Annotated in this window: 19 protein-coding genes; 13 read left to right on the top strand and 6 right to left on the bottom strand. The window is 70.5% G+C overall.

Annotated features, from left to right (window positions below; genetic code table 11):
- The first annotated feature begins 95 nt into the window (after positions 1–95).
- Positions 96–1,712: a methyl-accepting chemotaxis protein gene (locus tag Ato02nite_RS16980; protein WP_246607084.1), complete on the top strand. Its 1,617-nt coding sequence runs from the start codon at positions 96–98 to the stop codon at positions 1,710–1,712.
- Here Ato02nite_RS16980 and Ato02nite_RS16975 read toward each other — a convergent pair.
- Both Ato02nite_RS16975 and Ato02nite_RS16970 read right to left on the bottom strand, forming a co-directional pair.
- A complete protein-coding gene (locus Ato02nite_RS16975; protein WP_213007505.1) occupies positions 1,700–2,695 on the bottom strand; it encodes a nitronate monooxygenase in 996 nt (331 codons plus the stop codon). The two genes, Ato02nite_RS16980 and Ato02nite_RS16975, sit on opposite strands and share 13 nt — an antisense overlap.
- Positions 2,695–3,645 (bottom strand): DUF2332 domain-containing protein, encoded by a 951-nt coding sequence (locus tag Ato02nite_RS16970; RefSeq protein ID WP_213007504.1) that lies wholly within the window; start codon positions 3,643–3,645, stop codon positions 2,695–2,697. The genes Ato02nite_RS16975 and Ato02nite_RS16970 overlap by 1 nt, the downstream gene beginning before the upstream one ends.
- Before the next feature lie 72 nt (positions 3,646–3,717).
- On the opposite strand from Ato02nite_RS16970, the gene ppk2 reads away from it, so the two are divergent.
- Positions 3,718–4,539, top strand: coding sequence for a polyphosphate kinase 2 (ppk2, locus tag Ato02nite_RS16965; RefSeq protein WP_246607082.1), 822 nt, complete (start codon positions 3,718–3,720; stop codon positions 4,537–4,539).
- 213 nt (positions 4,540–4,752) lie between these two features.
- On the top strand, positions 4,753–5,733 hold the full coding sequence (locus tag Ato02nite_RS16960) for an ArsR/SmtB family transcription factor (protein ID WP_246607081.1): 981 nt from the start codon (positions 4,753–4,755) through the stop codon (positions 5,731–5,733).
- Here Ato02nite_RS16960 and Ato02nite_RS16955 read toward each other — a convergent pair.
- Together Ato02nite_RS16955 and Ato02nite_RS16950 are read right to left on the bottom strand one after the other, a co-directional pair.
- Positions 5,730–6,356 carry a hypothetical protein gene (locus tag Ato02nite_RS16955; protein ID WP_213007501.1) on the bottom strand — a complete coding sequence of 209 codons (627 nt, stop codon included), beginning with the start codon at positions 6,354–6,356 and terminating at the stop codon, positions 5,730–5,732. The genes Ato02nite_RS16960 and Ato02nite_RS16955 overlap by 4 nt on opposite strands.
- Positions 6,357–6,358: 2 nt before the next feature.
- Entirely contained in the window at positions 6,359–8,479 is a 2,121-nt protein-coding gene (locus Ato02nite_RS16950) for a glycoside hydrolase domain-containing protein (RefSeq protein WP_246607079.1), read from the bottom strand.
- Between the two features lie 112 nt (positions 8,480–8,591).
- Between Ato02nite_RS16950 and Ato02nite_RS16945 the strand changes: the two genes are divergently transcribed.
- Positions 8,592–9,227 carry a SanA/YdcF family protein gene (locus Ato02nite_RS16945; RefSeq protein WP_213007500.1) on the top strand — a complete coding sequence of 212 codons (636 nt, stop codon included), beginning with the start codon at positions 8,592–8,594 and terminating at the stop codon, positions 9,225–9,227.
- 759 nt (positions 9,228–9,986) lie between these two features.
- Here the strand turns inward: Ato02nite_RS16945 and Ato02nite_RS16940 are convergent.
- Positions 9,987–10,631 (bottom strand): hypothetical protein, encoded by a 645-nt coding sequence (locus Ato02nite_RS16940; RefSeq protein WP_213007499.1) that lies wholly within the window; start codon positions 10,629–10,631, stop codon positions 9,987–9,989.
- Positions 10,632–10,749: 118 nt separating this feature from the next.
- Positions 10,750–11,415: a GntR family transcriptional regulator gene (locus Ato02nite_RS16935; RefSeq protein WP_213007498.1), complete on the bottom strand. Its 666-nt coding sequence runs from the start codon at positions 11,413–11,415 to the stop codon at positions 10,750–10,752.
- 170 nt (positions 11,416–11,585) lie between these two features.
- Here Ato02nite_RS16935 and Ato02nite_RS16930 point away from each other — a divergent pair, with 170 nt between their 5' ends.
- The 9 genes from Ato02nite_RS16930 to Ato02nite_RS16890 are packed head-to-tail and all read left to right on the top strand — an operon-like array spanning position 11,586 to position 21,420.
- Positions 11,586–13,142 carry an ABC transporter substrate-binding protein gene (locus Ato02nite_RS16930; protein WP_213007497.1) on the top strand — a complete coding sequence of 519 codons (1,557 nt, stop codon included), beginning with the start codon at positions 11,586–11,588 and terminating at the stop codon, positions 13,140–13,142.
- An 11-nt stretch (positions 13,143–13,153) separates the two neighbouring features.
- Entirely contained in the window at positions 13,154–14,161 is a 1,008-nt protein-coding gene (locus Ato02nite_RS16925) for an ABC transporter permease (protein WP_213007496.1), read from the top strand.
- The gene (locus Ato02nite_RS16920) at positions 14,158–15,003 is read left to right on the top strand and encodes an ABC transporter permease (protein ID WP_213007495.1); all 846 of its coding nucleotides are present in this window, start codon (positions 14,158–14,160) and stop codon (positions 15,001–15,003) included. Before Ato02nite_RS16925 ends, Ato02nite_RS16920 begins: the two co-directional genes overlap by 4 nt.
- Complete coding sequence (locus Ato02nite_RS16915) at positions 15,003–15,962, top strand: ABC transporter ATP-binding protein (protein ID WP_213007494.1); 960 nt, start codon at positions 15,003–15,005, stop codon at positions 15,960–15,962. The genes Ato02nite_RS16920 and Ato02nite_RS16915 overlap by 1 nt, the downstream gene beginning before the upstream one ends.
- Positions 15,956–16,705, top strand: a complete 750-nt coding sequence (locus Ato02nite_RS16910; RefSeq protein WP_213007493.1) for an ATP-binding cassette domain-containing protein — start codon at positions 15,956–15,958, stop codon at positions 16,703–16,705. The genes Ato02nite_RS16915 and Ato02nite_RS16910 overlap by 7 nt, the downstream gene beginning before the upstream one ends.
- Positions 16,702–17,733, top strand: a complete 1,032-nt coding sequence (locus tag Ato02nite_RS16905; protein WP_213007492.1) for a sugar phosphate isomerase/epimerase family protein — start codon at positions 16,702–16,704, stop codon at positions 17,731–17,733. The genes Ato02nite_RS16910 and Ato02nite_RS16905 overlap by 4 nt, the downstream gene beginning before the upstream one ends.
- Positions 17,730–19,148: an FAD-binding oxidoreductase gene (locus Ato02nite_RS16900; RefSeq protein WP_213007491.1), complete on the top strand. Its 1,419-nt coding sequence runs from the start codon at positions 17,730–17,732 to the stop codon at positions 19,146–19,148. The genes Ato02nite_RS16905 and Ato02nite_RS16900 overlap by 4 nt, the downstream gene beginning before the upstream one ends.
- Positions 19,148–20,182, top strand: coding sequence for a sugar phosphate isomerase/epimerase family protein (locus tag Ato02nite_RS16895; RefSeq protein ID WP_213007490.1), 1,035 nt, complete (start codon positions 19,148–19,150; stop codon positions 20,180–20,182). Before Ato02nite_RS16900 ends, Ato02nite_RS16895 begins: the two co-directional genes overlap by 1 nt.
- Positions 20,164–21,420, top strand: a complete 1,257-nt coding sequence (locus Ato02nite_RS16890) for a M24 family metallopeptidase (protein WP_213007489.1) — start codon at positions 20,164–20,166, stop codon at positions 21,418–21,420. Before Ato02nite_RS16895 ends, Ato02nite_RS16890 begins: the two co-directional genes overlap by 19 nt.
- Positions 21,421–21,497: the final 77 nt, after the last annotated feature.

Below are 21,497 nucleotides of genomic sequence, written 5' to 3'. Positions count from 1 at the left end.
CGTCACCCCTTGGACGGGGACGGCCCTCCGACCGGTTGTCACGTCCCTCGAACTTTTAACTTAGGGCCGTCGGCGGTGGCGCCGATGGGATGGTCGTGACCGTTCTCAACCGGGTACGTCTTGGTCTGCGGCTGGCCGCCGCGTTCGCCGCCGTCGTCGTGCTGCTGCTCGTCGTCATGGGCGCCGCGCTCGTCACGGCGTCCCGGCAGGGTGCGGCCGCCGATCGGATGGCCGAGACGCAGCGGTTCGCCAGGCTGGCCGAGGAGGCGAAGTTCTCGGCCGCCGACTTCAACGGCTGGCAGACGGCGTACGCGTTCGACGCTCTCCGTGGAGTCTCCGACGCGGCCAAGGACACCGGCTCGTCGCGCGCGGCGTTCGTCTCCTCGATGGGGACGTTCCAGGACACCGTGGCGGTCGCGATCAGCGCGGCTCCGACCAGCTCGGCGCGACAGGGCCTGCAGGAGATCACCGCCCTCGCCGACGACTTCCTGACCGTGGACGCGCAGATCGCCCAGCTGTACACCCGCGGCGACGCCGCCTCGATCCGGGCGGCCGACGCCCTGGTTATCGGCCGCGAGATCGAGCTGTTCCAGCAGATCGGCGAGCGCCTCGACCGAGTGGTGACGGTCGCGGTCGCCGACTTCGACGCCGCCCGCCGCGAGGCCGCGAGCGCGAAACAGGCCGGCGCCACCCTGATCTGGGTGGCCGGCACGGCCGCGGCCCTGATCGCCGTGGTCCTCGCGGTGGTCGTCACCCGCTCGGTGACCCGCCCCGTCGACCAGGTGCGCAGGCGTCTGGTCCTGCTGGCCGACGGTGACCTGGCCACGCCGGTGACGGTCACCGGCCGCGACGAGATCGCCGACATGGCCGTCGCGCTGCGGCGCAGCCTGGGCGCGCTGGGCGCGGCGATGCGCACGATCGACGGCTCGGCGACCGCACTCGCGGCCGCCACCGAGGAGATGTCGGCCACCTCCACCCAGATCGCGGCCTCCGCCGAGGAGTCCGCCGTGCAGGCACAGGCGGTGGCGTCCGCGACCGAGCAGGTGTCCCGCAGCGTGCAGGCCGCCTCGGCCGGCAGCGAGCAGATGGGTGCCTCGATCCGCGAGATCGCCCACTCGACCAGCGAGGCCACCGCCGTGGTGACCTCGGCGGTGCAGGCCACGGAGGCCGCACACGGCACGATCGAGGCCCTCGGCCGGTCGTCCCGGGAGATCGGCGAAGTCGTGGCGGCGATCACGATGATCGCCGGGCAGACGAACCTGCTCGCGCTGAACGCCACCATCGAGGCGGCCCGGGCCGGCGAGTCCGGCAAGGGATTCGCGGTGGTGGCCGGCGAGGTGAAGGACCTGGCCCAGGAGACGGCGCGCGCCACCGAGGACATCACCCGGCGGGTCGAGGCCATCCAGTCCGGTGCCGCGAGCGCGGTGGCGGCGATCGGCGAGATCGCCACGGTGATCGCCCGGGTCAACGACTACCAGACCACGATCGCGTCGGCCGTCGAGGAGCAGACCGCCACCACGGCCGAGATGAACCGCAGTGTCTCCGACACCTCGATGAGCGCCGAGCAGATCGCCACGAACGTCGCGACGGTCGCCGAGGCCGCCCAGCACACCACCGAGGGCGTCACCCAGGCGCAGCAGGCCACCGCCGAGCTGGCCCGGATGTCCAGCGATCTGCGGACGCTGGTCTCGCAGTTCCGTTACGCGGCCTGACCCAGCATCCCGACGATGTCGGCGGCGGGCGCCGCACGGGTGGCGGCGAAGCCGGTGCCGGCCCACAGGTTGAGGGCGCTCGCGTCGCCGCGGGCGGCCGCGGCGGCGCGGATCGGCGCGGTCAGGTGGTGGATCGCCGGGTAGCCGATCGGGGCCGCGGCCGAGTAGGCGTCGGTGAAGCGGTTGCGCAGGCCGCGGGCCGGCTGGCCGGTGAACGCGCGGGTCACCACGGTCTGGCCGGGCTCGCCGGACAGCATGACGGCACGCTGTGCGGGGCGGGTGCCGGCCTCGTCGGCCAGCAGGAACGCGGTGCCGCACTGCACCGCGGCGGCGCCCGCGCCGAGCAGGGCGTGCACGTCGGCGGCCGAGGCGGTGCCGCCGGCCGCGACGACCGGGACGTCGGCGACCGCGCGCACCGCGGCCAGAACCTCGAGCGCGGTGCTGGTGCCGCGGTAGCCGTCCGGGCTCGTGGTGGAGGCGTGCCCGCCGGCCGAGCCGGCCTGGGCGATCAACGCCCGGGGGCCCGCGGCGAGGGCCGCGCGGGCCTCATCGGCCGAGGTCACGGTGATGAGTACGGCGGTGCCGGCGTCGCGCAGTGCCCGGACCACCGCCGGATCCGGTACGCCGAACGTGAAGCTGACCAGCGGCACCCGGTAGGTCACGGCCAGCTCGATCTTGGCGGCGTAGTGGTCGTCGTCGGTCAGCCGCAGCGGGGGCAGTTCTACCTGGTAGCGGTCGGCCTCGGCCCGCAGCAACTGCCGGTAGCCCTCGAGCGGAGCCGGGTCGACCGGGGCCGGGCTCGGCACGAAGATGTTGAGGCCGTGCGCGTGGCCGGCCACCGCCCGCAACTCCGCCTCGACCGCCTCGGGCATCTTGTAGCCGGCCGCGAGGAACCCGGTCGCCCCGGCCCGGGCGGCCGCCCGGACCAGCTCGGCGGTGGTCGGCCCGCCGGCCATCGGCGCGACCACGAGGGAGGTCAGCATCAGGCGACCCTATCCCCGCCGAACCAGGCCATCCCCTGCCCGTGCGGCCTGGTCCAGGCCAGCGGGCGGCCGTCCAGGGCGAGGACGTTGAACAGCGTTCCGTCCGGCGGGTTGGGGATGCCGGCGTACGCGAAGGTGGCCGGATTTTCCACCGAGATCCAGTGACCCGGCAGGTCCCGTACGAGATCGGTGAACGCACGCCGCCGGTCGGAAGGCACCTGATAGAGCACCGACGTGTTGAAGATGACCAGCGTGGCGCCCTCGGGCGCCTGCGCGGCCAGCGCCGGCAGGTCGTCGACCAGGTCGCCGCGGCGCAGCCGGGGCGGGTCGGCCGCGGCGATCCGGGCGGCCGCGTGCAACCGCTCGCGGCGATGGTGATGCTCGGGCCAGATCAGGGATTGCAGCCAGCGCGCGTCGGCCGGATCGGTGATGTCGAGCGGGTTGAGGTCGAGGCCGGCCCGCCACACCACCCGCGGCAACCTCGTCGGCGGTGCGATGCCGGTCAGGTCGCAGTGCAACTCCACCGGGCTGTCGCCGAGACGGTGGCCGCCGTACCGGTAGGCGTAGCGGTCGGGGAAGAGGTTGAGGCCGGCCGACGCGCCGATCTCCAGCAGGGCGAGCGGCTGCGGCAGTGCGGCCAGCACCGGCAGCAGCAGCGCGCAGCGGCCCGTCTCGTTGGTCTGGGTCGCCCGCCGGCGCATCTCCGGCTCGATCAGCGTCCAGTTCCGGGTGACGAAGGCCAGGAACGCGGGCGGGTCGGTGACCGGGCCGCCGAGGAACGTGACGACGGCGTAGAGCAGGTTGGGCTGGCGCTTGGCCGGGGGCAGCGTGTCCAGCCGGGCGAGCACGTCCGGGTCGCGGGAGACGGCGACGGACAGCTCCTCGTAGGCCGGGGAGACACCGTGCGCCTCCCGGGCCGCGAACTCCGCGTAGGTCAGGGCGGTCGGCATGACCGCATGAAACCATCCACGGCGGGTGAGGAGAACCCCGGTCGCCGCGTGTGATCGTGCCTCATGCCACGCATGAAGGAGAAGGACTATCAGCACGAACTGCGCCGCCTGCACGGGGAGCTGGTGGCCATGCAGGAGTGGGTGAAGTCCACCGGCGCGAAGGTCTGCGTGGTCTTCGAGGGCCGCGACACCGCGGGCAAGGGCGGGACCATCAAGGCCATCACCGAGCGGGTGAGCCCTCGCGTCTTCCGGGTGATGGCGCTGCCGGCGCCGACCGAGCGGGAGAAGTCGCAGATGTACCTCCAGCGCTATGTGCCGCATCTGCCCGCTGCCGGTGAGGTCGTCATCTTCGACCGCAGTTGGTACAACCGGGCGGGCGTGGAGCGGGTGCTCGGGTTCTGCACCGAGGAGCAGACGAAACAGTTCCTGCAGGCGGTGCCGGAGGTCGAGCGGGCGATCGTCGACTCCGGGGTGATCCTGCTGAAGTACTGGCTGGAGGTCAGCCCCGAGGAACAGACCCGCCGGCTGCGGAACCGCATCGAGGACCCGCGCAAGATCTGGAAGCTCTCCGCGATGGACCTGAAGTCGTACTCCCGCTGGTACGACTATTCGCGCGCTCGCGACGACATGTTCCGCACCACCGACACCGCGTGGGCACCGTGGTTCATCGCCCGTACCGACGACAAGAAGCGCGGCCGGCTGAACGTTCTCACCCATTTGCTGGCCAACATCCCCTACCACTCGCTTTCGCAGGAAAAAGTGGCCCTGCCGAAGCGACAGAAAGCGAACGGCTACCACGATCCCGAGTTGCCGGTCCGGCTCATTCCCGAGCCATATGGGGGATCGGACATCAGCCATCGGAAGGCCACGAAAGCGGACAGTTTGGTGTCTTAACTATTCAGCGAGGCGTTAAATGTCTTGTTGCCGGCGGCCGGCCCGGCGATCGTCATGGAGTCGAGCCGTCCACCGGGCGAGCCGACTGTTGTGGCGGTTGAAAAAACGGGGGACCGTCCCAGCCGTGGGCACGTGCGGCGGCGGCTCGGCTTTTTTGCTGCGCTGATCACCGAGCTAGACTCCCGGGAGAGCGAGGTAGCCCCGGGAGCCGACGTGCTGCGCATCATCTTCACGCCGGAGGACATCGGCCGAGTCCGTATTGCAGGCGAGCCCGACCCGATGTGGGAGACGGTGTTCAGCGTCTTCCGCCTCCAGCGACCCGGCCCGGCCCCGATCTTCGGGCCGTGGCGTGAGCACGCGGTGCGCGCGGCCCGGCGCTCCGACCTCGACATCCTGGTCCCGCTGATCCGCGGCCGCTACTACCCCGACTTCCTCACCCCGGCCGAGGGCCGCGACGGCATGCCGAACGGCATCGAGGCGCTGCTGTCCACCCCCAAGTCACGGCTCATGCAGGACATGGTCGAGCTGAGCCGGCTCGGTGAGCCCACCCCGTCCTGGATGCGCAAGCTCGCCGAGGGCGACCGGCCGGTGCTGCAACGCCTGGCCACCGCCATGCACTCGCAGTACCAGGCGGTGGTGGAGCCGTTCTGGGCCGAGGCGCAGGCGCACATCGAGGCCGACCGGTCCCGCCGCGCGCGGGCACTGCTCGACGAGGGCTACGAAGGCCTGCTCGACAGCTTCCGGCCGATCATGCGGTGGGACTCGCCGGTCCTCGAGGTGGAGACCCCGTTCGAACAGACCGTGGAACTCGACGGGCGCGGGCTGTGGCTGGTCCCGTCCTACTTCTCCTGGGGGCAACCCGACGTGCTGCGCGATCCGGCGCTGCCGCCGGTGCTGGTCTACCCGGTGCCGCGTGACCCGGCGCTGATCGGCCGGCAGCGGACGTCCGGTGCCGCGGTGTCCGCGCTGATCGGGCAGACCCGCACCTCGGTGCTGGAGTCGATCGGGGACGGCAGCACCACCTCCGAGCTGGCCCGCCGGGTCGGGGTGAGCGCGGCCTCGGTCAGCCAGCACACGGCGGTGCTGCGCGAGGCCCGGCTGATTCACACCAGCCGGGTCGGCAAGGCGGTGCTGCACACGATCACGCCACTCGGCGCGGCCCTGCTCGGCGACCACCCGGGGCGGCTCTCCTAGCTTTCCGAGCCGGCCTTGCCCCGCCGGGCCGCCGGGTCGGCCACCGCGCCCGCCGTCTGCCGGCGGATCTGGACCGGACGGCTGGTGTCGACCCGCGCGGCCACCCGTTCCAGGGTCTCGTCGCCGGGTGCGGCGGCCACGTGGAAGTGCGACACCTTCGCCGGGGTGAGATCGCCGCCCCAGACCACGGTGCCCTCCAGGTCGGCGAGGATGTCGCGGACGATCGCCTCCTGGTGCGGCCACAGATGCTCACTGCCACCGAGCGGATAGGCGTGCGGATGAAGGGCTATCGCCGTACCGGAAAGGTAGGTCGTCTCGAAATCGGCGCCGACCGCCTGGTCGGCGCTGAAGGCGGCGATGCCGCCGCCTTCACCGGAATCCAGCGATGCGATTTCGTAGTGCCAGCGGCGGGCCACATGCAGGAGTACGGCGGCGGCCGCACCAGTACGCAGCGTCGCCGTCGCCCGCGATCCCTCGACCCGGTGCGCGGCGACCGCGTCCGGCTCGATCCGCCAACCGTTCAGGGAGGTGCCGGCCGTTGTCGCGGCCTCGGCCCGGCCGGGAACCAGAGTGACGACTCCGGCGCCGGCCGTGGCGCCGATCAGGGTGCGTCGGGTGACCATGCTCAGGCCTCCTGGATCGGGTCGAGAGTGGACACGCCGGGGTCGCTGCCGTCGCGCCACACGTCGTGGTCGAGACTCCAGCCGGTCTGGAAGGCGTACTCCCGGATCTGGTTGAGCGACCAGTTCTCCGGCATGCGCACGCCCAGGTTGCCGGAGTAACCCCAGGACATCGCGGCGACCATCGACCAGGTCGCGCCGACCTCGCGGGAGACGCGGGTGCAGACGTTGCGGGAACCGTAGACGCCGAACGTGTAGCGGTTGCCGGCCGCGGCGAGGGCCGCCTTCACGCCCTCGAAGTACGGCTTGATGCTGCTGTCCACGTCGGCGTCCAGCGCGTCGTAGTCGACCGCGAAGTAGATGCAGGTCCCGGCGGGCAGGCCATGCTCGACGGACTTGGCGTGGGCGATGGTGCCCTGGTCGTACCCCTTGTCGTAGGTGAAGTTGGCCAGGACCGTGCCGTTGTACTGGAAGATCGGGAACAGCCGGAGGCCGGCGTCCAGAATGGCCTGCGGCTCGCCCGGCTTGAGCGCCTTGCCCAGGTAGTAGGGGTCGGTGGGCGGCAGGTGCTCATCGAGGTAGCGGCCCACCAGGCGGTAACCGGCCGCGAACAGCGCCTGGCCCCGGGCCGCGGTGATCTCGGTGATGCCGTCGCTCGCGGTGGCCGGCCGGGCCGGGTCGCCGCTGGAGACCAGCAGCTCGGCCCAGGTGGTGAAGTCGTTGGTGGCCGTCACCGGGATCTGGGTGAACTGCTGGAACGCCCGCAGCCAGGCCAGATGGGTGTCGGTCTGCTGATCGGTGTCCAGGTCGGCGCCGAGATAGGAGACGTCCGGCGGCACCGGGGAGTTGAGGTAGCAGGCGGCCCGGAACAGGTAGCGCAGGTCGGCCGGGAGCGGCACGACCGAACCCTTGGCTTTCAGGCCGGCCTGGGTGCCCGTACCGAAATAGCCGTTGATCGACGCCAGTGGGATGCCGACCTCGTACTGCACCGCCATCAGCAGACCGTTCTGCAGGTCGCGGGAGGTGCGGCCGTCGCACGGCACCAGGGTCATCGCCGGGATGCCGAGACTCACCACGTACCGGTTGTTGAGCCGCTGCTGGACCCGCTGCACGGTGAGGTCACCGCCGGGGACCAGGCGGAACTGGTCCATCCGCAGCAGTCCCTTGCAGATGTGCGGCCAGCCGGGGTTTCCGTAGTCGACGCCGGCGTCGCGGAAGAGCCGCTCCAGCGAGCTCTGCGACTCGGCGGTCCAGACGTTGTCGGTGCCGGCCGGGTAGCCCTTGCACCAGAGACCAGCGTTGACGATCCGGACCAGGTTGGGGTTGAGCTCGGCGGCCGGCAGGGTGTTGCGGTTCTTGACCGCCGTGAACGTGCCCGGCCCGAAGTTCTGCACGGTCGGCGTGATGCCCAGCTCGAACTGCAGGCCCTGGGTCAGCGACAGTACGGTCTGCCACCCGGTGCGCCCGTCCTCCAGGCAACGCAGGTAGCCAGGTGCGCTCGCGTAGGTCGCGTTGACCCAGCGCTGCGCGGCGAAGACGTTGAGGTCGGCGGTCCCGCTCCAGGCCGCGGCCGGGTCGATCGTGGAGCCGGGCTGCGCATAGACCAACAGGTTTCCCGGGCAGTCGGTGGTGGCGCCGAAGGAGTGCGGCAGGATGCGGGTGCCGGTCCTGCGCGGGGCCTCGTCGCGCAGGTGCTGCACGAGGTCACGCAGCGACCGCAGCATCAGCTCGCCGGCGGTGTGGTTGGCCCGCATCAGCGCGGCGATCGCGTAGAAGCCGCCGTTGCGGTCGATCGTGTCGATCGCGCCGTCGCCGTTGGCCTCACCACGCTCGTAACCGCGGCCCTGGTAGACCAGGCCGTGCCGGCAGACCAGGAAGTTGAACGAGATGTCGCCGCACGGCCCGGTGACGTCCTCGGCGTAGATCGCCGCGATGTCGCGCAGGCAGTCGGTCTCCGACGAGTAGTTGGTGGCGGCCGCGTCGGCCGGGCCACGGTGGTGCAGAAACACGCCGCCGACCGGATCCCAGGCGTTCAGACTCGGCCTCGGCGGCGCGGCCGCGTGCCCGCGCCGATGTCGAGGCACATAGGCGGCCCAGGTCGACCGCGGCCGGATGGTGACAGTCATCGTTCCCCCATGGCATCGATGTATATCCCATCCGACCGCCCCGCCGCCGCCCTTGGCCGGATTGAAGGCCATCCTCTTGCCCTCGCATGGGGTAGCTAAGCTCACGCGGGCCATGAAGATCAAACGAGTGGCCGTCGCGGCGGTCGCCGCGGTCATCGCCGTCAGCTCACCCTGGGCGTGGACGTCGCTGTCCGCGAGAGGACAGGTGTACGCGGTGAGCGACGCGCCCGCCGCGGATGTCGCGATCGTGCTGGGCACCGAGGTGGTGAACGGCCAGCCGTCGCCCCGGCTGAAGGGCCGGCTGGAAGCCGCGGCCGACCTGATCAGCAGCGGGACGGCCCGGGTGCTGCTGGTCTCCGGTGACGGCAGCGGCGACTCCGGCGACGAGCCGGCCGCGATGACCGCCTATCTGGTGTCACTGGGCGTGCCGGCCGATCGGATCGTCGGTGACCCGTACGGCCTGGACACCTACGACACGTGCATCCGGGCCCGCGACGTCTACGGGGTGAAGCGCGCGCTGGTGGTAACGCAGTCGTACCACGTCGACCGGGCCGTGACGCTCTGCCGCCACCTGGACATCGACGCCGACGGCGTGGTCGCACCGTGCCACTGCTCGTGGGCGCTGCGCACCTCGAAATCCCTCCGCGACTACCTGGCCAGCGGAAAGGCGGCCTGGGACGCGGTGCGCGACCGGCCTCCGGCGGTGTCCTCGCCGTCCGACCCGGCAGTCCGGAACGCCCTGCGCTAGTCGTTGGTCCCCTCGCTGACCAGGCGATCGAGGATGGCGTCGAGACCCAGTTCGATTCGGGCGGTGAACTGGCCGGCCACGAACTCGCCGGCCACGGCAGTGAGCGTCGCCGGGGTGGCGCTGTCGATGGGCCTGGCGAACCTCGGCGTGGTCGCCTACTTCGCCGTCTGGCTGCACCGCAACAGTGAGCACGTGAGCCTCGCACCCCGCTGGTTCACCCTCCGGCCCGCCATCGTCCGGCTGGTCTTCGGCGTCGGCGAACTGCTCCAGGCCGCCTTCCTGATCGTCACCGCCCTGGTGCTCAACAACCTCGTGGCCGCCTACGGCGACGGGTCCGCTCGCCGCCATGGGCGTCGCGGTCCGCATCGCGCAGGTGCCGGAGTTCCTGGGGGTGACGCTGGGTGTGCTGCCGCTGCTCGCCTACGCGTACGGCAAGGGCGACCGGCAGCGTCTCCTCCGAGGGCAGCCGGAGCGCGCCGAAGCGGTTCCAGAGATCTTTCGGGTCGGGGTCCCGCCAATCCAGAAGGAACGGGTCGCCGGCCCAGGCTGCCTCCAAACGGAGGGCGGAACACTTCCGCGCGGAAGATCTTTCGGTACGCGCCGGCTAACTCCCGTGGCACGCGGTCCCGGCAGGTGCCACTCACCCTCCGCGCCCCCGCTGCGGGCGGGCCCGGCCCAACCTCGCAAACCCGACCCGCCGGCCGGCACGAGTCTCCCGTACCGGAAAGGGTTTGATTCTCGCGACCTGGCCTCAAAAAGCTAGTCGGCGGTGCCGGTCTGGAAGAGAATGCGGTCGTTCCGGGAGATGACCATGTTGCCGTCGGCCCGCAGGATCAGGACCGCGCCGGGGTTGCCGGCGGTGCCGCTGCTGAACACCGTGCCGTTGCCCGCGTCGTAGAGGACGAGGTGGCCGTCGTTCTGCATGACCAGTTTCACGCCGGTTTTCGTGCTGGTCTGCCAGACGGTCCGGCCCTGGTCCTGCAGCACCAGGTCGCCGGCCGTGGTCACCGTCAGCTTCAGGCGGTTGGTGGACCAGCTCTGGCCGGTGGTGAGGACGCTGGTGCTCTCGATGACCTTCTCCGCCCACACGGGGGCCGGTTTCGATGTGGTCGCCGGTGGGTGGGTCGTGTGCACCACGATCGACGGGAACGACGTGGACGGTGACGGAGAGGGCGCCGGAAGTAGGGAGACCGGAACCGAGGGATAGTCGCCCGGCACGACCACCGAGAGTGTGGGCAGGGTGACCGGGGCCGCCGGGGAGTCGTCACCGCCGCGGAAACCGGCGAACAGCGCCGCACCGATCCCCAACAGCACGACGCCGAGAACCGCGACCCCGAGCCAGTTGACCGCCGGGGAATCCGCGTCCCGGCTGTGCCGCGGCCGCCAGAGGTACCGCGTGGACATTTCGCCGACCCAGCCGGACCACGCCCGGCGATCTTTCACAGCCATGGGGTCCTTCCGCCTCTGGGCCGATCAAGAGGGTACGACGATCAACTTGCCGCAACCCTCACCCGAACGGCCGTTAACGGTCGGCGGGCAGGACGTCGGCCAGCAGGGCCAGGGACGGCTGGCGGCCGCCGGCCACGTGGGCGAACGCCAGCGAGGCGGCCAGCTCGACGTTGCCGTCGCGGATCGCGGCGTACAGGCCCTCGTGCTCGGCGCACTGCACCCGGATGTCGCGGTCGGCGGTCATCCGGAACAGCCACTGCATGCGGCCGTTGAGCGGCTGCATCAACCCGTGCAGCAGGCGGTTGCGGGACATCGCGAGGACGTCGTCGTGAAAGGCGACATTCGCGGCGGCGGCCTCGTGGTCGGAGCCGCGGTCCAGTGCCGACCGGGCGGCGGAGATGCGGGTCTCCAGACCGGCCAGGGCGATCGGGTCGGGGTTGGCGGCGGCCAGCCGGGCGGCCAGCACCTCGAGGCTCTCGCGCACGTCGAAGAGCTCCTCGATGTCGCGCAGGGTCAGCTGGGTGACCATGGCGCCGCGACGCGGCATGGTGCGGATGAAACCGTCGGCCTCGAGCTGGGGCAGGGCTTCGCGCAGCGGGATGCGGGAGACGTTGAGCTGCTCGCAGATCTCCCGCTCGACCAGTCGCCGGCCCGGCTCGAGCTCGCCGGAGATGATGCGCTCCCGCAGAAATTCGTAGACCTGCGTAGAGAGCGACCGGTCGGTCGTACCGATTGTCATGGCCCTCATTAGATCAGAGCGACGGAAGAATTTGGAATACAAAATTCCGTGCGGGAACGCCCGAAGATGTCCGCCCAGCTAACAGAGCTGTTACGTAACCGTCCCCGGAGCGACTCACGGTGACTGGCATCTTGTATACCAAGACGCAGCCCTGAACCCCCGGAGACACCATGAAGATCCGGACCACTGCCGCCGCCACCACGGCGGCCGCACTGGCGCTGGCCACGGCCGCCTGCAGTTCCTCCGCCAACGATGCCGCGGCCACCGGTCGCGCCGACACTTTGATCATCGGGACCGGCGCCAACCCGCAGACCCTGGACCCGCTGCTCTCGTCGGACGTACAGACCGACCTGACCAGCGTCGCCGCCTACGATCCGCTGTACACCTACGACAGCAGCGACAAGCTGATCCCCAAGCTGGCGACGGAGTGGACAGTGGCGCCGGACGCCACGTCGCTCACCTTCACCCTCCGCAGCGGCGCGACCTTCCACGACGGCACCCCGGTCACCGCGGCCGACGTCGTCTTCACCCTCGACCGGGTCCGGAAACTCAACCTCGGCATCGCGACCGTGATCGCCGACTACCAGGGGTCCACGGCCACCGACGACACCCACGTCACGGTCACCCTGAAGCGGGCCAACGCCGGCTTCCTCGGCGCGCTCAGCCGGATCTACATCGTCAACGCGGCGCTGGTCGAGAAGAACGCCGGCACCGACGACGGGCAGACCTGGCTGGCCACCCACGACGCCGGCAGCGGCGCCTACGCGCTGGCCGACTACCGCCCCAACCAGCAGGCGAAGTTCACCCGCTTCGACAAGTACTGGGGTGGTGACGGCGGCCGGCCGGCGACCATGGTCTACCGGTACATCACCGAGAGCGCCACGCTGCGCGACGAGCTGCGGCAGGGCAACATCGACGTGGCGTACGGGCTGGTGCCGACCGACCGGGCGAGCTTCGAGAAGGCAGCCGGCTACACCCTGACCGACGTCAAGGGTCCACTCCAGCTCTACACGTTCTTCAACACTTCCCAAGGCCCGACCGCCGATGTACGGGTACGCAAGGCGATCCGGCTGGCCTACGACTACGACGGTCACGTCAAGAACATCCTGGCCGGGCAGGGTTCGGTCGCCGACGGTGTGCTGCCGAACTCGCTGACCTGCCGGCCGGTTCTGGCCAGGAGCGCCCAGAACGTGGCCGAGGCCAAGAAGCTGCTGGCCACGGCCGGGGCGAGCAACCTCAAGCTGACGATGTACTACCAGTCGGTCATTCCGGAGCACAACAAGGCCGCGACGCTGCTGCAGTCGAACCTGCGGGACATCGGCGTGACGCTGACCCTCAAGTCGGTCACCTACCCCGAGTTCGTCAAGGCCGTGTCCGACCCCAAGACCGCGCCGGCCCTAGGTCTGGTCTGGGACTTCCCGCTCTACCCGGACGCCGCGTCGATGCTCTACCGGGTCTACGACTCGAAGTTCATCGGCACCGGATCCAACTACGGGCAGTACTCCAACGCCACCGTGGACGATCTGCTCGACAAGGCGACCAAGGCCACCTCGCCCGAGCAAAGCTGCGAGTACGCCAAGCAGGTGCAGACCATCGTCGACAACGACGCGGTCGCGATGGACATGGTCAACTCCAAGTACATCTACGTCTCGAAGTCCACCGTGACCGGGTTCGCGTATGCGCCGACGCACACGCTGCTCGACACCACCGCCCTGCACTTCCAGTAGGGGGTGCGGACATGCTGAGGCTCATCGTGCGCCGGCTTCTGCTGGCCGTGCTGACGATCTGGGGAGTGGCCACCGCGGTCTTCTTTATGATCAAGGCGATCCCGGGCGACGAGGCCCGGATCGCGGCCGGTCGCACGGCCACCCCGGAGCAGATCGAGCAGGCCCGCGAGCGCCTGGGACTGGACCACAGCGTGGTCGTCCAGTACGGCGAATATCTCCAGCGCCTGCTGCACGGTGACCTCGGCACGTCGGTGGTCACCTTCCAGCCGATCAGTTCGGACCTGGCGACGGTGCTGCCGCCGACCCTGGAACTGGTCGCGCTGACCATGGTGATCAACGTGCTGATCGCGGTGCCGCTCGGCGTGTTCTCGGCGTTGCGCCTGGGCCGCTCGGGCGACACCGCGAGCCGACTGATCATGGTGCTGGGCGGTGGCGTACCGGTCTTCTGGCTGGCGCTGATGTTGCAGTACCTGATCGGCTCCCGGCTCGGCTGGCTGCCGATCTCCGGCCGCAACGACTACGGCCTGGAGTCGCCGCACGTCACCGGCCTGGCCACGGTGGACGCGCTGCTGGCCGGCAACGTCGCCGGGTTCACCGACGCGATCCGGCATCTGGTGCTGCCCGCACTCGCGTTGTCCGCGCCGTTCCTGGCGGTGGTGGCGCGGGCGATCCGGTCCTCGATGGTCGGCGCTCTGAAGGCCGATCACGTGGCCTTCGCCCGGGCCAAGGGTGCCTCGAACCGCCGGATCATCTGGCGGCACGCGCTGCCCAACGCGCTGGTGCCGACGCTGACCCTGCTCGGCATGCAGTTCGGCTGGATGATGGGCGCCGCGCTCCTGGTCGAGGCGGTGTTCAGCATCCCGGGCGTCGGGACGTACCTGAACTCCGCGGTCACCTCGCAGGACACCTACGCGGTGCTCGGTGCCGTACTCGTCCTGGGCCTTGTCTTCATTCTCGCCAACCTCCTCGTCGACCTGGTCCAGTTCTGGCTGGACCCGCGCACCCGGGTGGCCTCATGACGACCCTCGCCGTACCCCGCTTCCTGCCGGTCTTCAAAATCCCCCTGCTGGACCGGATCGCCTACCCGGCCACCGCGGTCTTCGTGCTGATCGCGCTGGTCGGGCCGTGGATCGCGCCGCACGACCCCTACCAGGTCGACCTCAACCAGGCGCTGCTCGCACCGGGCGCCGGGCACTGGCTCGGCACCGACTCGGCCGGGCGGGACATCCTCAGCCGGTTGCTGGCCGGCGCCCGCACCACGGTCCTGTCCTCGGTGGTAGTCACCGTCGGCGCCGCGGTGGTCGGCATCGTCGTCGCCGCGGTCGCGGCGCTCGGCGGCCGGGTCGTGGACGAGGTGGTGATGCGCGTCTGCGACATCTTCCTCTCCATCCCCGGCATGATCCTGGCGCTCGGCGTGGCCGCCGCCCTCGGGCCCAGCCTCCGCTCGACGATCATCGCGCTGGTGGTGGCGCTCTGGCCGGCCTTCGCCCGGCTGGTCCGCGCGGTGCTGCGGGAGACCATGGCCAGCACCTATGTGGAGAGCGCCCGGACGCTCGGGGTGCCGCCGGGCCGGCTGATGCTGCGGCACGTGCTGCCCAACTCGCTGGACAGCCTCTACGTGCAGGCCGCCCTCGACGTCTCCGGCGTCATCGTGCTGATGTCCGGGCTGTCGTTCCTCGGCGTCGGCGCCCAGCCGCCCAGCGCCGACTGGGGCGCGATGGTCGCCGACGGCCGGGAGTACGTGACCACGGCCTGGTGGGTGGCGACCGTGCCGGGCCTCGCGATCACCCTGACCGCGGTGGTGTTCGGCCTGTTCGGCGACGCCCTGCGGGTCCGGCTCGACCCGACCCTGGGGGACTGATGACCAGCGTGCTGCGTATCCACGGCCTCACCGTCGACGTCGGCGGTCTGCGCATCGTCGACGGCCTCGACCTCGACCTGCGAAAGGGCGAGCGGGTCGCGCTGGTCGGCGAATCCGGTTCGGGCAAGTCGATGACCGCGCGGGCGCTGCTGCGTCTCGACCCGTCGGTCAGCGTCGGCGGCTCGGTGCTCTTCCAGGGCAAGGAACTGATCGGCCTGCCCGAGAAAGAAGTGCGGAAAGTACGCGGTTCCCAGATCGCCATGGTGTTCCAGGACCCGACCACCGCGCTCAACCCGCTGCAACGCATCGGCGAACAGGTCGCCGAACCGCTGCGGCTGCGTGGCGTCGGCCGCCGTTCCGCGATGAAGCAGGCCGCCGAGATGCTCGACCGGCTCGGGGTGCCGCGGGCCGCCGAGCGCCTGGGCGCCTACCCGCACGAGTTCTCCGGCGGCATGAAACAGCGGGTGATGCTGGCCGCCGCACTGATCACCCGGCCGAAGGTGCTGATCGCCGACGAGCCGACGACCGCGCTCGACGTGCGGGTGCAGGAGCAGGTGCTCACGTTGATCGAGCAGCTGGCCGCCGAGGAGGGCATCGCCGTCCTGCTGATCACCCACGATCTCGGGATCGTGGCGGGGTTCGCCGACCGGGTCGCGGTCATGTACGCGGGCCGCAAGGTCGAGGAGAACAGCGTCGACGCGTTCTTCGCCGGGCCTTCCCACCCGTACGGCAAAGGGCTTCTGGCCTCTGTTCCGCGCGTCGACCGAGCGCTGACCGAGCGTCTCGACACCGTGCCGGGGGTGCCGGCCAAACCGTCCGCCCGGCCGGCCGGGTGTGCCTTCCATCCGCGCTGTGCCGCGGCGATCGACCGCTGCCGCACCGACGCGCCCGTGCTGCTGACGATCGGCACCGGGCAGGCCGCCTGCCACCTGATCGAGGAAGGGGCGCTGCGGTGCTGACCGCCGACGGGCTCACCAAGCGGTACGGCCGCTTCACCGCCATCGAGGACATCTCGTTCACGCTGCACGCGGGCGAGGTGCTCGGGCTGGTCGGCGAGTCCGGCTCGGGCAAGTCGACGACCGTGCGCTGCCTGGTCGGGCTGACCAAGCCGGACGCGGGGCAGGTCCGCTACGCCGGCCCGAAGTTCCGGCGCGGGGTGCAGATGGTCTTCCAGGACCCGTACGCGAGCCTCAACCCCCGGATGACCGTCGCCGAGATCGTCGGCGAGGGACTGCTGGTGCACGGCATCGAGAAGTCCTCGGCCGGCCGCCGATCTCGCGTCGGTGGACTTCTGGAACAGGTCGGCCTGGATAAATCGGACATGGATCGCTATCCCCGGTCCTTCTCCGGCGGGCAGCGGCAGCGGATCGCCATCGCCCGGGCCATCGCGGTCGAGCCCAAGGTGCTGATCTGCGACGAGCCGGTCTCCGCGCTCGACGTATCGGTGCAGGCCCAGGTGGTCAACGTGCTGCGCGACATGAAGCTCGAGCTGGGCCTCTCGATTCTCTTCATCGCCCATGACCTGGCCGTCGTCCGCTACCTGTGCGACCGCCTCGTCGTGCTGGACGGCGGCCGGATCGCCGAGACCGGGACCCGCGAGCAGATCTACGCGAATCCGCGGGCCCCGTACACGAAATCCCTGCTCGCGGCGGTGCCGGTGCCCGATCCGGCCGCCGAACGCCTACGAAGGAGTGCCCGATGAATCCGATCGGCCTGGACGTCAAGCTCGAAGCCACCTACGGGCCACCGCCCTGGAAGGACCTGTTCGACGCGCTCGAGCGGGTCAAGGCGCTCGGGCTGGACGGGGTCAACGTGCGCACCCTGTTCGAGGTCTCCCCCACCCTCGACCCCGGTTACCTGCGCGAGATCCGGGCCCGGGCCGACGAGCTCGGCATGTACCTCGAATTCGGGCTGGGCAAGGTCAATCCGTACATGACCGCCGAGTTCCCGCACATCCGGGCGCTCGGCGACGGCAGCTATCTCGCCGGGATGGAAAAGCTGATCGGCGCCGCCGGCGCCATCGGGGTGCGCAATCTCTGGACCGCGACCGGCGGCTTCAAGCCCAACTTCAACGGCTATTTCAGTACGGACCGGTTCCGCACCGATACGACGTGGACCGAGCAGCTCGCGGCCACGTCGAAGTTCCTGAAGCTGCTCGCCCCGGCGCTGCGCGACCACGGGTGCCGGCTCAACCTCGAGACGCACGAGGAGATCACCACCTTCGAGCTGGTGCGGCTGGTCGAGGCGGTCGGGCCGGACGTGCTCGGCATCTGCTTCGACAGTGCCAACGTGCTGGTCCGCGGCGAGGACCCGATCGCCGCCGCCCGCCGGGCCGCGCCCTACGTGCACTCGACGCAGCTGCGCGACGCCGCCCTGGTCGTCACCGACGAGGGCATCAGCCGCTTCCTCGCGCCGTGCGGTGAGGGCGTCATCGACTGGGCCGTGCTGCTGCCGACGCTGCTGGACGCCAACCCCGGCCTCAACCTCACGATCGAGCCGATCGGGGTGATCCGGGCCGAGATGACCCTGCACCCCTACGACCCGGTCTGGCTCGCCGGCCACCCCGATCTCACCGCGGCGGAAATCTCGGAAATCTACCGGCTGGCCCACCGATACCAGGGCCCCGGCCTCGACGAACTGCGCACCCCGGACCCGGACTTCACCTTCGACGTCTTCGCCACCCGGTGCGCCGACCACCTCCGCCAGGCTCTCACTAAGGAAACCGTATGACCGACATCGCCCAGCTGCGCACCGTCACCTCCGCCGAGGTGATCCTCCCCGGCGACAACGGCTACGACCGGCTCCGCCGGGTCTGGAACGCCGACATCGTGCGCCGGCCCGCCGCGATCGTGCGCTGCCGCGACGCCAAGGAGGTGGCGGCCGCGCTGACCTGGTCCGTCGCCAACGGACTCGAGGTGACCGTGCGCGGCGGCGGGCACAACCTGGCCGGGACCGCGGTCATCGACGACGCCGTGCTGCTGGACACCGCGCCGATGAACGGCGTGGTCTTCGACCTGGCCGCCGGGACCGTCACGGTGGGGGCCGGCTGTCGCTGGGGCGACGTCGACCGGCCGGCCGCCGAGCACGGCGTCGCGGTGCCGGCCGGGGTGGTCTCGCACACCGGGGTCGCCGGGCTCACCCTCGGCGGGGGTGCCGGCTATCTGGCCCGGATGTACGGCGCGACCGTCGACTTCCTGGTGTCGGCCGAGATCGTCTGCGCCGACGGGCGGATCCTCACCGTCTCCGAGACCGAGCACGCGGATCTGTTCTGGGCGCTGCGCGGGGCCGGCCACAACTACGGGGTGGTCACCTCGTTCACGTTCCGCTACGTGCCGCTGCCCGGGTTGGCCACCATCCGGCAGGCGTTCTACACGGCCGCCGACCGCCGGGAAGTGCTTCAGTTCTACCGGGACTGGGCGCCCTCGGCGCCGGACCACGTGACCACCTATGCGCGGTTGCTCACCTGCCCGCCGTACTGGTCGCAGGTGGCCGCCGCGCATCGCGGCAAGCCGGTCCTCTCGGTCGCGACCGTCCACTACGGCGACCCCGCGCTGGAACCGGCGCTCACCGCGCCGATGTTCGCGCAGGCCACCCCGGTCTACGAGAACCTGCGGACGGTTCCGCACGTCACCCTGCAGCACGCCACCGACGACGAGTTCCGGTACGGCATCGGGCACTACTGGAAGCACATCTTCGTGGCCAGCCTCGCCGACGAGGTGATCGACACCGTGATCGACTGGTCCGACCGCTACCCCGGACGGCCGTTGCAGGCGCACGCCAACATCGCGCACCAGATGCTCTGCCCGTTCGAGGTGATCGGCGGCGGCGGTGCGATGGCCCGCCGGGACACCTCGGCCACGTCGATGAGCTCGCACGGGCTGACCTGGGGCGCGAACATCGGCGCGGACTGGGAGTTCGCGGAGGAGAAGCCGGAGCTGGTCGCGTGGGCCAAGGGCTTCGCCGACGCGATGGGGCCGTTCCAGGGCGGCACCTACATCAACTTCGCGTCGGTGCAGGGGGACGAGGAGATCGCCCGCCAGGTGTACGGCGCCAATTACGACCGCCTGGTCGCCGTGAAGCGCTCCTACGACCCCACCAACGTCTTCCGGCGCGGCCTGGTGGATCTCTCCGGCGGTGAGTCCTGATGCGGATCGGCACCGATACCAGCAAGTTCCCGGGCGCCTCCGAGCATGGGGCGCACTGGACACTGGACAAGATCCACTCACTCGGACTGGACGGCGCGTTCTTCCGCTCACTGTTCGCGTTGTCGCCGACGCTCGACCCCGGCGAAATATTCGAAATTTCGGCTCACGCCGCTTCTCTAGGTCTTTATCTGGAAGTCGGCACGGCCAAGGTCAACCCCTTCGCCACCCCGGAGGCGCCGGAGATCCGCGCCCTCGGCGACGGCGACTACCTGCTCGGGCTCGAAAAGATCATTCGGGCCTGCGCGGCGGCCGGCATCACCGAGCTCTGGACGGCCACGGCCAACTACCAATTCAAGATCAAGGGGTTGTACGCGTGTGACCGGTTCCGCACCGACGTGTGGTGGGCCGACCAGCTCGCGGCGACCGCGAAGGTGCTCGCGAAACTCGGGCCGCTGCTGCGCGACCTCGGCTGCCACCTGAACATCGAGACGCACGAGGAGATCACCTCGTTCGAGGTGGTGCGGCTGGTCGAGGAGGCCGGGCCGGACGCGTTCGGCATCACCTTCGACACCGCCAACGTGCTCGTGCGCGGCGAGGACCCGATCGCGGCCGCGCACCGCGTCGCCCCGTACACCCGGCAGAGCCACGTCCGCGACGTCGCCCTCGCCTTCACCGACGACGGCATCGGCCGGTTCCTCGCACCCTGCGGCCAGGGTGTCATCGACTGGCCCGCCCTGCTCGCGCCGCTGCTCGAGCACGCGCCGGACGCCACCCTCTCGATCGAGGGCATCGTCCGGAGTCGAGCCGAGATGCCGCTCTTCGTCGACGACCCGGTCTGGCAGGCCGCACACCCCGACCTGACCGTGACCGAGCTCGCCGAGGTCTACCGGCTCACCCGCTCCTATGCCGACCGCGCCCACCTCGACCTCCTCCGCCGGCCCACCGGGGCGGACGAAGAGCTCGCGTTCATCACCGACAGCGTCGCCCACCTCCGTACCGTTCTGAAGGAGCTGACATGCCCCACCCCGTCCTGAACCCCGCGCTCCCCGGCCCCGACGAGTTCCCCACCCTGTCCCGCGCCGAGAAGGACCGGCGCTATCTGGCCGTGCGTGAGCTGATGGCCGAGCACAACCTGGACGCGCTGGTCGTCTTCGGCTCCGGCCGGGACATGTGGGACCGCTACCTGACCAACGAGACCCTGCACGGCATCGTGGTGCTCACCGCTTCGGGAGAGGCGACCTATCTGCTCGGTCGTTATCCGCTGAACCGTTACGACGAGCCCGGCCAGGCCTACGACCGGTGGGTCGAGGACTACCGGGTCGGCCACCCGATCGCCGGGCTGATCGAGTCGCTGACGGAGCGGTCGGTGGCCACCGGCACGATCGGTGTCGTCGGGCTGAGCAGCCGGGCGGTCGGCGGCTGGGCCGGATCCATCTCGTACAGCACCTGGCTGCGGGTGCTGGACGGCCTGCCCGGCGCGAACTTCGTCGACGTGGCCACCCCGTTCGAGGTGCTCGCGCTGGTGAAGAGCCCCGAGGAACAGCAGATGATCCGCAAGGCGGCGGCGCTGGGCGAGGCGGCGTGCGCGGCGTTCATCGAGGCGACCGCGGTGGGCGTACGGGAAAGTGTGATCGGAGCCGCCGCCCTCAACGCCATCGTGGGTGGCGGGGGTTGGATTCTGCCGCCGAGCCTGCTGCTGCGCAGCGGCTCGTCGCGGTTCGCGTGGGGCCAGCCGGAATGGATGTCGATGGGCGGCGCTCCGCGCCGCCTCGAGGCGGGCGACTCGGTCGCCGCGGAGATCTTCGCCTGCTACGGGACGTACGAGTCACAGCAGCAGATCGACGTCGTGATCGGTGCGCCGTCGCCGGAACTCGCCTTCCTCGAGGAGGTCTGCCAGCAGTCGCTGCGGGCCGGCCTGGACGTGCTCAAGCCCGGTCTCACCTTCACCGAGCTGGCCGAGGCGATGAACGCGCCCGCTCTGGAAGCCAGCTGCTGGAACACCGGGCCGCACATCCAGACCGTCTCCGGCGTCATCTTCAACAGCGCCACCCACATGAACACCGACCAGGACCCGGCTTTGCGGGTCCTGCCGAAACTGCCGCCGGTGGTGCCGCAGGACGGCGACTTCGTCATCCAGGCCGGTACGGCGTTCGCGTTCGAACCCAATGCGCTGCTCGGCGGCCGGCGGGTCTGCGTCGGCGGCACGGTGATCTGCACCGACGAGGGCAACGAGGTGCTCAACACCCTGCCCAACCGCCTCGTCGTCGTCTGATTCCCCCGCGGTGGCCCGGTCTCCGGCCGGGCCACCGCCGGCCCGGTTTTCGGCCGGGTCACCGCTTCGAAGTGAAG

Source organism: Paractinoplanes toevensis, assembly GCF_018332695.1.
Classification (GTDB): Bacteria; Actinomycetota; Actinomycetes; order Mycobacteriales; family Micromonosporaceae; genus Actinoplanes; species Actinoplanes toevensis.
Note: the sequence above shows the minus strand (reverse complement) of the source record. Positions and strands in the feature narration are given on the sequence as shown.

What these genes read in the sequence shown, in the direction of transcription:
- Ato02nite_RS16975 (WP_213007505.1), bottom strand. Translation starts at nt 2,695, where the DNA reads ATGCTGACCTCCCTCGTGGTCGCGCCGATGGCCGGCGGGCCGACCACC.
- Ato02nite_RS16905 (WP_213007492.1), top strand. Translation starts at nt 16,702, where the DNA reads ATGAATCCGATCGGCCTGGACGTCAAGCTCGAAGCCACCTACGGGCCA.
- ppk2 (WP_246607082.1), top strand. Translation starts at nt 3,718, where the DNA reads ATGAAGGAGAAGGACTATCAGCACGAACTGCGCCGCCTGCACGGGGAG.
- Ato02nite_RS16945 (WP_213007500.1), top strand. Translation starts at nt 8,592, where the DNA reads ATGAAGATCAAACGAGTGGCCGTCGCGGCGGTCGCCGCGGTCATCGCC.
- Ato02nite_RS16930 (WP_213007497.1), top strand. Translation starts at nt 11,586, where the DNA reads ATGAAGATCCGGACCACTGCCGCCGCCACCACGGCGGCCGCACTGGCG.
- Ato02nite_RS16950 (WP_246607079.1), bottom strand. Translation starts at nt 8,479, where the DNA reads ATGACTGTCACCATCCGGCCGCGGTCGACCTGGGCCGCCTATGTGCCT.
- Ato02nite_RS16955 (WP_213007501.1), bottom strand. Translation starts at nt 6,356, where the DNA reads ATGGTCACCCGACGCACCCTGATCGGCGCCACGGCCGGCGCCGGAGTC.
- Ato02nite_RS16940 (WP_213007499.1), bottom strand. Translation starts at nt 10,631, where the DNA reads ATGTCCACGCGGTACCTCTGGCGGCCGCGGCACAGCCGGGACGCGGAT.
- Ato02nite_RS16970 (WP_213007504.1), bottom strand. Translation starts at nt 3,645, where the DNA reads ATGCCGACCGCCCTGACCTACGCGGAGTTCGCGGCCCGGGAGGCGCAC.
- Ato02nite_RS16895 (WP_213007490.1), top strand. Translation starts at nt 19,148, where the DNA reads ATGCGGATCGGCACCGATACCAGCAAGTTCCCGGGCGCCTCCGAGCAT.
- Ato02nite_RS16900 (WP_213007491.1), top strand. Translation starts at nt 17,730, where the DNA reads ATGACCGACATCGCCCAGCTGCGCACCGTCACCTCCGCCGAGGTGATC.
- Ato02nite_RS16890 (WP_213007489.1), top strand. Translation starts at nt 20,164, where the DNA reads ATGCCCCACCCCGTCCTGAACCCCGCGCTCCCCGGCCCCGACGAGTTC.
- Ato02nite_RS16925 (WP_213007496.1), top strand. Translation starts at nt 13,154, where the DNA reads ATGCTGAGGCTCATCGTGCGCCGGCTTCTGCTGGCCGTGCTGACGATC.
- Ato02nite_RS16915 (WP_213007494.1), top strand. Translation starts at nt 15,003, where the DNA reads ATGACCAGCGTGCTGCGTATCCACGGCCTCACCGTCGACGTCGGCGGT.
- Ato02nite_RS16920 (WP_213007495.1), top strand. Translation starts at nt 14,158, where the DNA reads ATGACGACCCTCGCCGTACCCCGCTTCCTGCCGGTCTTCAAAATCCCC.
- Ato02nite_RS16935 (WP_213007498.1), bottom strand. Translation starts at nt 11,415, where the DNA reads ATGACAATCGGTACGACCGACCGGTCGCTCTCTACGCAGGTCTACGAA.